The following is a 12,678-nucleotide window of genomic DNA, read 5'->3' on the forward strand; positions in this document are numbered from 1 at the left end:
GCTGAAATGGGAGGCCCCCTGCCCCCGCCCCATGGATGCCAGTCAGGCCTTTGCCGCCATCGCCCTGGCCGCGGTCGCCTGCGACGGAAGCCTGGGCCTCGAGGAGGCCAAGGCCCTGCGTGGGGCCCTGCAGTACCGCAGTCCCTACGCCGACCTCTCCGATCTGGCCATGGGTGAACTGTTCGATTCCCTTCTGGCCGACCTGCGCCAGGGGGGAGTGGAGGAGCTGGTCAGGGCCGCCGTGCCGGTTCTGACCGGCGGGCAGCGCGAAACGGCCCTGGCGGTGGCTGCTCAGCTCGTCCACAGCGACCGGGTGGTCAGCTCCAGCGAGCTGGTGTTTCTGCAGAGCCTGGCGGTTCAGCTCGACCTGCCCGGCGGCAAGGCCGGACAGATCCTCGCGGCGATTGAGGCCCTGAACCGCGACAGCCTGGCCAGCTGAGGGCAAACTGTGGGGCAACGACCAAATCCTTCGCTGCCCGTGCGTCTGCCGATCCGAGTCCTGGCTTCGCTCACCGCCCTGGTGGTGTCCCTTCTGGCCGCTGTCCCCGCCGCCTGGGCCGTGGGAATCCGCGACCTGCCCACGCCACCGACCTCGCAGCATCTGATCGATACGGCCGGGCTGTTCAGCCGCGCCACCTCGGCGGAGCTGGAGCGTCGCCTGGCCGATCTGGAGAGTGCCCACGTGCAGGCCCGGCTGCTCACGGTTCCCCGCCTCGACTACGGCCTTGAACTCGACGCCCTCGGCAGGCAGGCGCTGGAGACCTGGTCGGCCGAGGAGCCCAGTTCCGGTGCTTCGCTGCTGGTGCTGATCGACGCCCAGACCAACACCGCCGCCGTGGTAGCCAGTCCCGAGCTGCTGGAGCAACTGCCGGCCTCACTGTTGCGCGACACCGCCGCCAGCACCATGGCCGTCCCTCTGCGCCTGGGCACCCGCTACCGCCAGGCCTCCCTCGATGCCCTCGACCGCCTGGGCACCGTGCTGCAGGGCGGTGAGGATCCCGGACCGCCCGTGGAGGAGACAGCCGCCCCCGTGGTGAGCAACATTCCCACCCGCGAGGAGACCGCCAACAGCAACGGTTTTCAGTGGGTGATCGTGCTGCTGGTGGTGGGGACGATCGTGCCGATGCTCACCTGGTGGGTTTTCTCCCGCTGATCACCGATGGCCCTGCGCGACTGGATGGGTACGTTCGGCAAGGCGCGCAGCAGCGATCTTGTTCACCGGCTGGAGAGTGCCTATGAAGCTGCACTGCTGATCCAGAGCATCGAGATCGAGTTCTTCGCCGATCGTCCCGTCCGCACCGATCTGGACCTGAGCGTGCCCCCCCAGGTGCGCAACCAGATGCTGCGCCGGTTCCGGGCGGCCCTGCAGGTCTGCCGCGAAAGCCTCGAGGAGCTCCAGCCCCGCCGCCATGAACTGGATTCCCAGCAGCAGCGTCAGCTGCAGCTGGTCGAGTCCGTCGAAGCCCGCTACAGCTCGCGACAGGACACGATCAGCCTCAGCCGCAGACCGGACCTGCTTCCCCGCAGCCTGGTGGGTGCCGTGGAGCGGGTTCGCCAGCAGCTGGATCCTCAGGCCGAGGCCACCGTGGTGGCGGGTTTCAGGCGCCGGCGCGACACCACGCTGGTGTCCCTGCGCATCCTGCTGCTGCTCGTGCTGGTTCCCCTGCTGATGCAGCAGGCCAGCCGTTCCTTCGTGATCTCCCCCCTGGTGGATCGCTTCGCGCCCGATGTGCCTTTTCTGAGTTACACCAAGCCACAGCTGGAGGAGGTGGCCGTGGAGAAGCTGCGCATCTACAAGGAGGAGATCGAGTTTGCCGCCCTGCTCAAGGGCTCGGTGCTGCCCACCAACGAGGAGCTGCACCAGGCCCTGGCGCTCCGGGCCGAGGAGCTCAAGCAGGAGGCGGACAGTCAGAGCACTCGTGCCATCAAGAACGTGATTTCCGATGTGTTCGCCTTGCTGGGTTTCGCTCTGGTCTGTGTCTTCGGCCAGGAGGAAATCCGTGTTCTGCGAGGGTTCCTCGATGAACTTGTCTATGGGCTGAGCGACAGTGCCAAGGCCTTTTCTATCATTCTATTCACCGATATCTTTGTGGGGTTTCATAGCCCAGAGGGGTGGACTGTTCTGCTTGATGGTGTGGCCAACCACTTTGGTCTGCCGCAGCGAGAGAACTTTATTCTTCTGTTCATCGCCACGTTTCCAGTGATTCTTGCGACGATTTTCAAGTATTGGATCTTCCGCTATCTCAACCGTGTTTCGCCATCCTCTGTGGCCACTCTCCGCAACATGAATGGCGGTGGTTGAGCAGCCTGCCGGGGCCGGACTGACTCTGGTGAGTGGCCCCAGCCGCAGTGGCAAGAGCCGCTGGGCCGAGCATCTGGCGGCCGGCAGCGGCCGTCCGGTGCTCTACGTCGCCACAGGAGCCCTGGCTGCGGATGATCCCGCCTGGCAGCAGCGCCTGCAGCTGCACCGGCGACGCCGACCCGGGCACTGGATCACCTGGGAGGTGGAAGGGGAGCTGGAGTCGGCCCTGGGTCGTGCACCGGCGGATCACCAGGTGCTGATCGATTCCCTCGGCACCTGGCTGGCTCATCATCTCGATCTCGAGGCCGAGGCCTGGGAGCAACGGCAGCTGGGCCTGCTGGAGGCACTGGTGAGCTGCTGCGCCCCCCTGCTGATCGTGACGGAGGAGACCGGCTGGGGTGTGGTGCCTCCCACCGCGATCGGCGGCCGTTTCCGGGACCGGCTGGGCGGCCTGCAACAACGGCTCCAGCCCCTGGCCCGGGCCAGCTGGCTGGTGATCCAGGGTCGCGCTCTGGATCTGCACGCCCTGAGCCAGGCGGTGCCGGACCGTTGAGCGCCCTTCCCCGGGTGGTGCTGTATCAGCCGCAGATTCCGCCCAACACCGGCAATGTGGCCCGCACCTGCGCCGCCACCGGGGCGGAGCTCCACCTGATCGAACCGCTGGGGTTCAGCCTCGACGACCGCCAGCTCAAGCGGGCCGGTCTCGACTACTGGCCCTGGGTGCCGTTGCACGTCCATCCCGGCGTCGAGGCCCTGCGCGCGGAGCAGCGGCGGCGGGGAGGACGGCTGCTGGCGTTGAGCAGCCAGGCTGATCAGCCCTACCAGCATTGCCGTTACCGCAGCGACGACTGGCTGCTCTTCGGCCGGGAGAGCGACGGTCTGCCGCCGGAGCTGCTGGAGCAGGCCGACCGGCGGCTGACGATCCCCATGCCCGGCTCCGTTCGCCATGGCGGCGGGGTGCGCAGCCTCAATCTCTCCGTCTCGGTGGCCGTGGTGCTGTTCGAGGCCCTGCGCCAGCTGGAGACAGGGGTCTGAGCGATCAGCCGCTTCCTGGATCGTCCATGACGATCCAGGGGCTGGCCCCAGAGGCTTGTGCCCGATGGTTCATGCCGCTACCCTCGGCGCGGCTCGGGGATGGTGGCTTCTCCACCGGGCCTTGTCCGACGGGTGAATTTCTGCATGAAGCCTTCGCATCTGATCCTGCCGCTCCTGGGAACCATGCCGGTTCTCTCCCTCGTGGCTGTCGGCGCCATCCCTGGCATCGCCGACGCGCGTCGGCCCGGTTTCGAAACGATGCCCGAGCGCCTCGATTTCGACCCTGCGACGGCGGCGCTGCCGCCAGCAGGCCAACCCCAGCTGCTCGCCTCCCTGCCCAGCTCGTTCACCGACAAGCTCTGGGTGCGCGTTCGCGACGACATCAGTCTCGAGGAGCTGGCCAGCCAGCTGCGGGTTCAGGAAACCCCTCTGGCCAAGCTCAACGACGTCAATGAAGACCACGGCTTCAGCCGCGGCGACTGGGTGGTTCTGCCTTCCTCCAAAGCTTCGACGGCCAAGCAGCTCGCCTCCCTCGACACCAGCGAGCTGCGGCGCTCGGCTCCCCTGAGCGAGCCGCCCCCTCTGGAGTCCACCGGTGTGGTGCGCTTCGGCGACAACCTGGTGAAGCTCGCCCAGCGCTACAGGCTCAGCATTCAGGATCTGCTGCGGCTCAACCCCGGCCTCGAAGCGGCCCGTCTGGTTGAAGGAAGTCAGATCCGCGTCTCCAAGGCCGGAGCGTCCCGCTCGCGCATGGTGCTGGGTCTCAAGCCGGTGGGCAGCGGCGGACTCAGCTGGCCCGACCTCCCTGGCTTCAACCGTCCGGGTGAGCCGCGCACGGATCCCAACCAGATCGGCAGTGGCTGGATCTGGCCGGCCCGCGGCGTGTTCAGCTCGGGCTACGGCTGGCGCTGGGGACGGATGCACAAAGGGATCGACATCGCCAGCAACGTGGGAACGCCGATCGTGGCGGCTCAGGGCGGTCAGGTGACCTACGCCGGCTGGCACGACGGGGGTTACGGCTACCTGGTGGAGATCCAGCACCCTGACGGCAGCAAGTCGCTCTACGGACACAACAGCCGTGTGCTGGTGCGGGTGGGCCAGCAGGTGGCCCAGGGCACCCAGATCTCGGAAATGGGCAGCACCGGTCGCAGCACCGGTCCCCATCTTCATTTCGAGATCCACCCCCCTGGACGTGGTGCCGCGAATCCGCTTCAATTCCTCCCCGGCAGAGCCTGATCTCCATCTTTGCCACCTCCCTCGTCCTGCCAGGGATGAGGGAGGTCGATCGTTTAAAGTCCTTACAACCGGGCTCGGTAGCTCAGCTGGTTAGAGCGTGGGATTCATAACCCCAAGGTCGGGAGTTCAAGTCTCCCCCGAGCCATTCTTGGCGTCCAACTCGGTGACGCCGTCCTTCCGACCGTTGTCACGCTCCTGACGAGCGATTTCGGGTTCTTCCCAGGCTGCACGTGCCAGCGCACGTGCAGCGATCTGGATCAGGCTGAGCTCAGCGCATCTCGATGGCGTTGAGGCGCTCGCGGAAACTGGCGGAGGACGAGCCCCCTTCAGGGCCCGGGGCGGGGGGCAGATTGGGCGCCGGGGCCGGCCCCGCATAGCGTCTGGCACGGCCGTAGAGCTGGGGCCGCACATCCACGGCACGCACCAGGGTGCCGGTGCGTGAGCGGCCGCCCCCGTCCTCGGCGCCGGGCTCCTCCCGGTTGAGGGGGCTGGTTTTCAGCTCGCTGCGCAGCTGGTTGAGCAGGCGGAAGTGACCGGTGTTGTTGTACTTGCGAAGCAGGACAGGGTCCCAGGACATCAGGTGAAGGCTGTGGATGGGGGCGGGGCAGGTGCCGTCGTCGCCAGATCCATCGTAGGAGCAGCTCCTGCCAGAGTTCCGTGATAAATTGTTGCGGTCGCAAGTGGTAGTCGGTCCGAGTTCGGACTGAGTTCCCTGCCCTGCCCTGCCCTTCCCTTCGTCACCCCTTTTCAAGCATGTCCCGGCTCGTCGGTCTGAAGGCCCCTGAATTCACCGCCACCGCTGTCGTGGATCAGGAGTTCCAGACAGTCACCCTCTCCCAGTACCGCGGCAAGTACGTGGTGCTCTTCTTCTATCCCCTCGATTTCACCTTCGTCTGCCCCACGGAAATCACCGCGTTCAGCGACCGCTACGCCGATTTCACCAGCCGCAACACCGAGGTGCTGGGTGTGTCGGTGGACAGCCAGTTCTCGCACCTGGCCTGGGTCCAGACCGATCGGAAGCAGGGTGGCCTCGGGGACATCGCCTATCCCCTGGTGGCCGACCTCAAGAAGGAGATCGCTTCTGCCTACAACGTTCTCGATGAAGATGCCGGTGTGGCCCTGCGCGGTCTGTTCATCATCGATCCCGACGGTGTGATTCAGCACGCCACCATCAACAACCTGGCCGTGGGCCGCAACGTCGAAGAGACGCTGAGGGTCCTTCAGGCCTTCCAGCATGTCAAGGCCAACCCCGATGAGGTCTGCCCCGCCAACTGGACACCGGGCGAGAAGACCATGAATCCTGACCCCGTCGGCAGCAAGGAGTTCTTCGCCGCGGTCAACTGATCGATCGGCGCCGCTTCAGCGGCGGATCATTCCTGGGGGGCCATCGGCCCCCTTTGTTGCTGCCGGCCTGAAGCGAACGGATCAGCTCAGCAGGCTGGCGAACAGGCGCTGACCGTCGATCCCGCCGAGTCGGGGATCGCAGGCCCGCTCCGGGTGGGGCATCAGTCCGAGCACGTTGCCGGCGGCGTTGCACAGACCGGCCACATCGCCCACGGAACCGTTGGGATTGTTCTGGTAGCGCAGAACCACCTGGCCGGCCTGTTCCATGGCCTCGAGAGTCGCCGGCTCGCACTGGTAGCGACCTTCGCCATGGGCGATCGGCAGGGTGATGACTTCGCCCTCCCCATAGCCGGAGAGCCAGCGGCAGCTGCCGGGACGGACCGAGAGGGCCGTGGGTTCACAGAGGAAGTGCAGACGGCTGTTGCGGGTGAGGGCACCGGGGAGCAGGCCCAGTTCGGTGAGCACCTGGAAGCCGTTGCAGATGCCCAGCACCGGGCCGCCCCTCGCGGCGTAGTCCGCCACGTCCTCCAGCACCGGAGCGAAGCGGGCGATGGCGCCGCAGCGGAGGTAATCGCCGTAACTGAAGCCTCCGGGCAGCACCACCGCATCCAGCCCGCTCAGACCACGATCCTCGTGCCAGAGGAAGCGGGTCGGAAGTCCCAGGCAGCCTTCGGCCGCCCAGCCCACGTCCCGGTCGCAGTTGGAGCCGGGGAAGACCACCACACCGATCGTCATGCCGGCTGACCCGCCCCGTCGGCGGGGATCTCGCTGAGCTCCAGTTCCCAGTTCTCGATCACGGGATTGGCCAGCAGCCGGTCGCTGAGCAACTCCACCCGGGAGCGGGCCGTGTCGGCATCCGCTGCTTCGATCTCCAGGTCCACCGCCTTGCCGATGCGCAGGCGATCCACCCCCTCCACCCCCAGGCGGATGGAGGCGGCTCGGGTGGCCTCTCCGGCTGGATCGAGAACCGAGGGCCTCAGAGAGATCAGCACACGGGCGTGAAAGCGTGGCACCAGGCAGCCGGGGCGTTTGTTAAATCTTGACAGCCCATGTTCCCCCTCCGCTTCGCGCCGCTCCAGCTTGAAAGGGTGAGACGGAGGAGACCAAGGCCATGCAAGCCCCACCCCTGGCGTTGACCCTGGCGGCGGCCGTGGTCTTGGGGCTGGGCATGGTCCCGCGGCCGGCGCTGGGGGCTGAGCCGCCGGCCTACAAGCTGGAATGCCGTCTGGAGAATGGCCCCTGGCACCCCTGCGTGATGACGGTGGAGGCGGTGGGGGAGCGCTGGCAGATCGACCTCGAGGGGCTGCGGGTCGTTTTCCGCCATGACGGTCGCGGCACGGTCGAGATGCGTCGCTCCAGCGGCCCCTGGCAGCCGGTGAGCAGCCGCTGGCAGGACGACCATGCCCTCTGCTGGGACGGTGTCTGCGCCAAGGGCTCCTTCCCGCTGGATTGAGGGTCGCTTCAGACCCTGGGGCTGAGGGCCGCGCCGCCCAGGGCCTGCTCCAGCCGCCCCCGGTCCAGGTGCAGCCCCAGCACCACCAGCTCCAGGCCCGGGCGTTCACCGCCGGTGGCAGCGACGCTCTGACGGTCGTACCAGCAGTCGAGCCGCGGACCGACCGCCTGGATCTGCAGGGGCCTCGGCTTGCCGCTCTGACGCAGCCAGCCCTTGAGTCGCAGGATCCCCTGCTCCACGATCTGCTCGCTCAGAAGGCGTTCCAGCGCCTGCCGCTCGAACTCCCCGGGCAGCTGCAGCGCCAGTGACTGCATCGGCACATGACTGTGGTCGTGGTGATGGTCGTGATCACCGTCGTGATCCGGGTCGTGCCCGTGGAGGGCCGGCTCCAGGCGCTGCAGGCCGAGCATGAGCTCCGCGGACACCTCTCCGCGCACCATCGGCAGCACCTGCACTCCTGGACGGCAGAGCGGAGTCAGCTGCCGCTGAACGGCCTCGCTGCGGGAGGCCTCGAGCCGATCGGCCCGGCTCATCAGCACCAGGTCCGCCGCCGCCAGCTGATCGCGGAAGAGGTCCTCAAGGTCACTGAGGTGGTCGAGGCTGGGGTCGGCCGCCCGCTGGCGCTCCAGGGCCGCCGGATCGCCCACCACACTGCCCTGAGCCAGGGCTTCGCCATCGACCACCGCCACCACGCCATTGACGCGGGTGCGGGTGCGGATCTCGGGCCACTGAAAGGCCTGCACCAGCGGCTCGGGCAGGGCCAGACCGCTGGTCTCGACCACGATGCCGTCGAGGCGATCGGCCTGGGCCAGCAGGATCTGCATGGTGGGCAGGAACTCGTCCTGGACGGTGCAGCAGAGGCAGCCGTTGGCCAGCTCCACCAGCCGGCCGTCGAGCTCGTCGTCGGGGCAGAAGCCGCAGCTGCGCAGCAGGGCTCCATCAATGCCCACCTCGCCGAACTCATTCACCAGCACCGCCAGACGCTGTCCACTGTGGAGCAGCAGCTGGCGCAGCAGCGTGGTCTTGCCGGCGCCGAGAAAGCCGGTCACGACGGTGACCGGCAGCCGCCGGCCGGGGAGCGGGGCCGGCGGGACCGCGGTAGGGATCGCCATCGTCAGGGCACCAGCTGGGTCCAGGCGAACGTGGCGCCGATGCCGATCAGCATCCCGGCCACCAGCCGCAGGTTGGCGGCCTGAAGCCCCCGGGCCCAGGAGCGGACCAGGGTGACGGCCGTGATCAGCAGGGCCCCCTGGCTGATCAGCAGGCCCGCCAGATACAGAACCTGGGCCGAGATCGACCAGCCCAGCACCGGCTGGCTCAGGACACTGCCGTGCAGGGCGATGGCGGGCAGGAGGATCCAGCGGGGCCAGCGGCCCAGCACCACCAGACCGGTGGCCACGAGCGAGAGGGCCACCAGCAGTTCGCTGCCGGGAGGCAGCGGCAGCACCAGGCCGAGGGCAGTGGAGCCCAGTCCGATCGCCAGCAGGGCGATCACCCAGCGCAAAGGCTGTTGCAGCCCCACAAGGCCGAGGCTGAGCAGAAAGAGGAGATGGTCAGGGCCGAGCAGGGGATGCCCCAGGCCGCTGAGGAAACCGGCCAGGCCACCTTCCTTCAGTCCGAAGGCCTCCATCAGGTGGTGGGCCGAGGCGGGTGCAGCCAGCAGCGAGAGCAGCAGCAGGGGCGCCAGCCCCACCAGGCTGATCAGACTCCTGGGGATGGGCCTGGCGCTGGTGGGCTCGTGAGCGCTGGTGTGGCCTGATCGGGAAGCGGGACTGGTGGGCCGTGCCGGCTGACGCAGCCGGGCCGGATCCCTGGACAGGAAGGTCATGGTCTGGAATTCCGGTCCGCGCCGGCACGAGAGGGAGAACCGGCGGGTGTTCTGACTGGCTCGTGCGGCGGCTGCTGACCGGAGCACGGGCTTCACAGCTGCGGGACAGCGCCGGACTCACACCGGACTTTCCCCCTTGCCCCCGGTGGCTGCTCACCACCGGAACCGGACCCGAATGCTACCGGCAGCCCAGGCTTTCGACCGTGGACACACCGGTGCTCGGGTTGACCCCATCGGCGCGGGAGCAGAGGGCCTTGACCTGGGAGAGATCCAGCACGGCGTCGCTGAAATCGGCTCCATCGATCCGGGCACCGGTGAAGCGGCTCTGCATGAGCATGGCGTTGCGCAGCACAGCACCGCTCAGGTCAGCCCCATCGAAGCGGGTGGCGAAGGCCACGACGTCTTCGAGGTCGGCCGCGCTCAGGTTGGAGTTGGTCAGATCGCTGGAGTTGAACACCGCCCCGCGCAGATCGCTGCCACTGAGGTCGTAGCCGCTCATCGACGCCTTGAGGAACTCCTGCTGGCGCAGGTCGCGGCCGTGCATGTCGGGCTGCAGATCCTGCAGGGCGCGCTGACCCCGCAGCTCCGGAGCGGTGATCGCCGCGGCGCTGCCCACACCCAAGAGCAGCGAGCTGCCCATCAGCAGGATCAGCCCCGCCAGCAGCGACCACCAGCGCCTGTGAACGCGCTGCCGGCAGGAGGCGAGGGGCCTGGACACCCGAGGAGCAGACGGCACGGCGCACGTAGCGTGACGGCTCAAGCTATGGCACATGAGCATGTCGCTGCGGGTGGTCGTTCCACCCCATCCCCTGATCGCCCACTGGCTCACGCTGCTGCGGGACCGGGACACCCCCTCGCCGCTGTTCGCCACCGCCATGGCCGAGCTGGGGCGCTGGCTCACCTACGAGGCCGTGCGCGACTGGCTGCCCCAGCGATCCCTGCAGGTGCAGACTCCCCTGGCCGTCACCGAGGGGATGGTGGTGGATCCGTCGGTGCCCGTGCTGGCGGTGCCGGTGCTGCGGGCCGGACTGGGGCTGTGGGCCGGAGCCCAGGCGGTGTTGCCCTCAGCCCGGGTGGCCCACATGGGCCTGGTGCGGGATGAGCACACGGGCGAGGCCAGTTGCTACCTCGACACCCTGCCGCAGCGGATCGGCGAGCGGGTCGGGGTGATGGTCTTCGATCCGATGCTCGCCACCGGCGGCAGCCTGATCCAGGTGCTGGAGCGCCTGGAGGCCCGGGGTGTGACGGGTCAGCGGTTGCGGGTGATCACGGCCCTGGCGGCCAGCCCCGGGCTCGCGGCCCTCGGCAGGCGTTTCCCGGATCTGAAGGTGTACACGGCCTGCATCGATCCCGAGCTGGATGAGGCCTTCCGTATCGTTCCCGGCCTGGGGGATGCCGGGGATCGCCTGAACGGCTCCCAGTCGCCGGCGTTTCCGGCGGAAGCTCAGGCCTAGGCTCCCCGATTCCCCCTTCGCTCCGCCCCTCCGTCGCATGGCCGTCGCCCCCGCTCCCGGCAGCCCCCTGATCCTGGGCTCCAGCGCCGGGGCTGGCCTGGAGCGCAGCCTGCGGGGAAGGGTGCGGGTGCCGGGCGACAAGTCGATTTCCCACCGGGCCCTGCTTTTCGGCGCCATCGCCGAAGGCGAGACCCGCATCGAGGGGCTGCTTCCCGCCGAGGATCCCCTCAGCACCGCCGCCTGCCTGAGGGCCATGGGGGTCACCATCAGCCCGATCAGGGCCGGTGAAGCGGTGCTGGTGCAGGGAGTCGGCCTCGATGGCCTGCGGGAGCCCGAGGACGTGCTCGACTGCGGCAACTCCGGCACCACCATGCGCCTGATGCTGGGGCTGCTGGCGGGCCGCACGGGCCGCCATTTCGTGCTCAATGGCGATGCCTCCCTGCGCCGGCGGCCGATGGCCCGGGTCGGCCAGCCCCTGGCCGGCATGGGCGCGCAGATCCGCGGACGGGCGGGCGGCAATCTCGCTCCGCTGGCGATCGAAGGCAGCCAGCTTCACGGCGCGGTGATCGGCACACCCGTGGCCTCGGCCCAGGTGAAATCAGCCCTGCTGCTGGCGGCCCTCACGGCCAGCGGGTCCACAACCGTGATCGAGCCGGCCCGCTCCCGCGATCACAGCGAGCGCATGCTCAGCGCCTTCGGTGCCGAACTGGAGGTGGGTGGTGACATGGGGCGCATGATCTGTCTCCATCCCGGGTCCACCCTGAGGGGTCTGCCGGTGGTGGTGCCCGGTGACATCAGTTCGGCGGCCTTCTGGCTGGTGGCCGCCGCCATCACCCCCGGAGCCGAGATCACCGTGGAGAACGTGGGTCTCAACCCGACCCGCACCGGTCTCCTCCAGGTGCTTCAGCAGATGGAAGCCCGGCTGGAGGTGCTCAATCCCCGCGATGTGGCCGGTGAGCCGGTGGGGGACGTGCGTGTCAGCCATGGTCCGCTGAAGGCCTTCGAGATCGGTGGCGACCTGATCCCCCTGCTGGTGGATGAGATCCCGATCCTGGCGGTGGCGGCCTGCTGCGCCGAGGGGGTGAGCCGCATCCGTGATGCCGGGGAACTGCGCGTGAAGGAAACGGACCGGCTGGCGGTGATGGCGCGCCAGCTCGGGGCGATGGGGGCAGCACTGGAGGAAACCGCCGACGGCCTGGTCATCGAGGGTGGCCGTCCCCTCCATGGCGCCGAGGTCGACAGCGAAACCGACCACCGGGTGGCCATGAGCCTGGGGGTGGCCGCCCAGGTGGCCGGCGGCACCACCCGGCTGCACCGCAGCGAGGCGGCGGCGGTGTCCTATCCAGGCTTCTGGGAGGATCTGGCGCGTCTGCAGACCGGTCCCTCCGGTCCCGCGGGGTGAAGCCCGGGGCTCCCGTGGCGGCCCACCTCAGTCCCCGCCTCACCGATGACGGCAGTTTCAGCCTGCACAGCGCCGAGTTCGCTGAAGGATTTCACTGCCGCAGTGGCGCCCTGCTGGAGGCGCGGCGCACCTATGCGGATCCGGCCCAGCTGGAACGCTTCAGCGCCGGGACGGAGCTCCGGGTGGTGGATGTCTGTGTGGGGCTGGGCACCAACAGCGCCGTCCTGCTCGAGCTGGCGGCCCCCCTGGGGTTGCGTCTGCACTGGTTCGGCCTGGAGATCGATCCGGCCCCCCTGGCTCTGGCCCTGGCGGAGCCGTCCTTCCGCCGGCAGTGGCAGCCCGCGCTCGGGCTGGATCTGCTCCGGCAGCTGAGGGACACCGGTCGCTGGATCAGCCCCCACGGGCGGGGAGACCTGCGCTGGGGTGATGCACGAGAGCAGATCAGGTGGGTGACGGCGCAGGCCGCGGGGCGCTGCGATCTGGTGATGCTCGATGCCTTCTCACCGCGCCATTGCCCCCAGCTCTGGAGCCAGGAGTTTCTGGCCGCACTGGCCGCGCTGCTGGCCCCCCAGGGGCGTCTGCTCACCTATTGCTCGGCCGCCGCCCCCCGCCGCAGCCTGGCGG

Annotated in this window: 17 protein-coding genes, 1 tRNA gene and 1 riboswitch; of the genes, 12 read left to right on the top strand and 6 right to left on the bottom strand. The window is 68.6% G+C overall.

Going from position 1 to position 12,678, the window contains the following annotated elements; all coding sequences use genetic code 11:
• Positions 1-31: 31 nt before the first annotated feature.
• The 7 genes from VB734_RS01210 (at position 32) to VB734_RS01240 (ending at position 4,718) form a co-directional block, all read left to right on the top strand.
• Complete coding sequence (locus tag VB734_RS01210; RefSeq protein WP_197167544.1) at positions 32-439, top strand: tellurite resistance TerB family protein; 408 nt, start codon at positions 32-34, stop codon at positions 437-439.
• 39 nt (positions 440-478) lie between these two features.
• Positions 479-1,153 carry a photosystem II repair protein Psb32 gene (gene psb32, locus VB734_RS01215; RefSeq protein WP_231594656.1) on the top strand — a complete coding sequence of 225 codons (675 nt, stop codon included), beginning with the start codon at positions 479-481 and terminating at the stop codon, positions 1,151-1,153.
• Between the two features lie 6 nt (positions 1,154-1,159).
• Positions 1,160-2,302 carry a proton extrusion protein PcxA gene (gene pxcA, locus VB734_RS01220; protein WP_197163313.1) on the top strand — a complete coding sequence of 381 codons (1,143 nt, stop codon included), beginning with the start codon at positions 1,160-1,162 and terminating at the stop codon, positions 2,300-2,302.
• Positions 2,289-2,855: a bifunctional adenosylcobinamide kinase/adenosylcobinamide-phosphate guanylyltransferase gene (gene cobU / locus VB734_RS01225; protein ID WP_197163315.1), complete on the top strand. Its 567-nt coding sequence runs from the start codon at positions 2,289-2,291 to the stop codon at positions 2,853-2,855. Before pxcA ends, cobU begins: the two co-directional genes overlap by 14 nt.
• Positions 2,852-3,337 carry a tRNA (cytidine(34)-2'-O)-methyltransferase gene (locus VB734_RS01230; protein WP_197163317.1) on the top strand — a complete coding sequence of 162 codons (486 nt, stop codon included), beginning with the start codon at positions 2,852-2,854 and terminating at the stop codon, positions 3,335-3,337. Before cobU ends, VB734_RS01230 begins: the two co-directional genes overlap by 4 nt.
• A gap of 183 nt (positions 3,338-3,520) precedes the next feature.
• The gene (locus tag VB734_RS01235) at positions 3,521-4,573 is read left to right on the top strand and encodes a M23 family metallopeptidase (protein WP_323242871.1); all 1,053 of its coding nucleotides are present in this window, start codon (positions 3,521-3,523) and stop codon (positions 4,571-4,573) included.
• Positions 4,574-4,644: 71 nt separating this feature from the next.
• Positions 4,645-4,718 (top strand) — tRNA-Met (locus VB734_RS01240).
• 123 nt (positions 4,719-4,841) lie between these two features.
• Here the strand turns inward: VB734_RS01240 and VB734_RS01245 are convergent.
• The gene (locus VB734_RS01245; RefSeq protein ID WP_197163320.1) at positions 4,842-5,150 is read right to left on the bottom strand and encodes a hypothetical protein; all 309 of its coding nucleotides are present in this window, start codon (positions 5,148-5,150) and stop codon (positions 4,842-4,844) included.
• 176 nt (positions 5,151-5,326) lie between these two features.
• Between VB734_RS01245 and VB734_RS01250 the strand changes: the two genes are divergently transcribed.
• Positions 5,327-5,917, top strand: a complete 591-nt coding sequence (locus VB734_RS01250) for a peroxiredoxin (protein WP_197163322.1) — start codon at positions 5,327-5,329, stop codon at positions 5,915-5,917.
• An 81-nt stretch (positions 5,918-5,998) separates the two neighbouring features.
• On the opposite strand, the gene purQ is transcribed toward VB734_RS01250, so the two are convergent.
• Both purQ and purS read right to left on the bottom strand, forming a co-directional pair.
• A complete protein-coding gene (gene purQ / locus VB734_RS01255; RefSeq protein WP_197163324.1) occupies positions 5,999-6,652 on the bottom strand; it encodes a phosphoribosylformylglycinamidine synthase subunit PurQ in 654 nt (217 codons plus the stop codon).
• Positions 6,649-6,930, bottom strand: coding sequence for a phosphoribosylformylglycinamidine synthase subunit PurS (purS, locus tag VB734_RS01260; RefSeq protein ID WP_197163331.1), 282 nt, complete (start codon positions 6,928-6,930; stop codon positions 6,649-6,651). The genes purQ and purS overlap by 4 nt, the downstream gene beginning before the upstream one ends.
• Before the next feature lie 98 nt (positions 6,931-7,028).
• On the opposite strand from purS, the gene VB734_RS01265 reads away from it, so the two are divergent.
• Entirely contained in the window at positions 7,029-7,370 is a 342-nt protein-coding gene (locus tag VB734_RS01265; RefSeq protein WP_197163333.1) for a hypothetical protein, read from the top strand.
• A gap of 8 nt (positions 7,371-7,378) precedes the next feature.
• On the opposite strand, the gene cobW is transcribed toward VB734_RS01265, so the two are convergent.
• The 3 genes from cobW to VB734_RS01280 all read right to left on the bottom strand — a co-directional run bounded on the left by cobW (position 7,379) and on the right by VB734_RS01280 (position 9,838).
• Positions 7,379-8,482 (bottom strand): cobalamin biosynthesis protein CobW, encoded by a 1,104-nt coding sequence (gene cobW / locus VB734_RS01270; protein WP_197163335.1) that lies wholly within the window; start codon positions 8,480-8,482, stop codon positions 7,379-7,381.
• Between the two features lie 2 nt (positions 8,483-8,484).
• A complete protein-coding gene (locus tag VB734_RS01275; RefSeq protein ID WP_231594657.1) occupies positions 8,485-9,198 on the bottom strand; it encodes a HupE/UreJ family protein in 714 nt (237 codons plus the stop codon).
• Between the two features lie 23 nt (positions 9,199-9,221).
• Positions 9,222-9,383, bottom strand: a riboswitch (cobalamin riboswitch).
• Positions 9,377-9,838 (bottom strand): pentapeptide repeat-containing protein, encoded by a 462-nt coding sequence (locus VB734_RS01280; protein ID WP_322782672.1) that lies wholly within the window; start codon positions 9,836-9,838, stop codon positions 9,377-9,379. Its footprint overlaps the riboswitch before it by 7 nt.
• Positions 9,839-9,968: 130 nt before the next feature.
• On the opposite strand from VB734_RS01280, the gene upp reads away from it, so the two are divergent.
• The 3 genes from upp to VB734_RS01295 all read left to right on the top strand — a co-directional run.
• Positions 9,969-10,652 carry a uracil phosphoribosyltransferase gene (upp, locus tag VB734_RS01285; protein WP_322781686.1) on the top strand — a complete coding sequence of 228 codons (684 nt, stop codon included), beginning with the start codon at positions 9,969-9,971 and terminating at the stop codon, positions 10,650-10,652.
• Between the two features lie 37 nt (positions 10,653-10,689).
• A complete protein-coding gene (gene aroA / locus VB734_RS01290) occupies positions 10,690-12,054 on the top strand; it encodes a 3-phosphoshikimate 1-carboxyvinyltransferase (protein WP_231594658.1) in 1,365 nt (454 codons plus the stop codon).
• A 14-nt stretch (positions 12,055-12,068) separates the two neighbouring features.
• The coding region (locus VB734_RS01295; protein WP_323242872.1) for an MnmC family methyltransferase at positions 12,069-12,678 on the top strand (610 nt) is incomplete at its 3' end.

It is taken from the genome of Synechococcus sp. BA-124 BA4, from assembly GCF_034931165.1.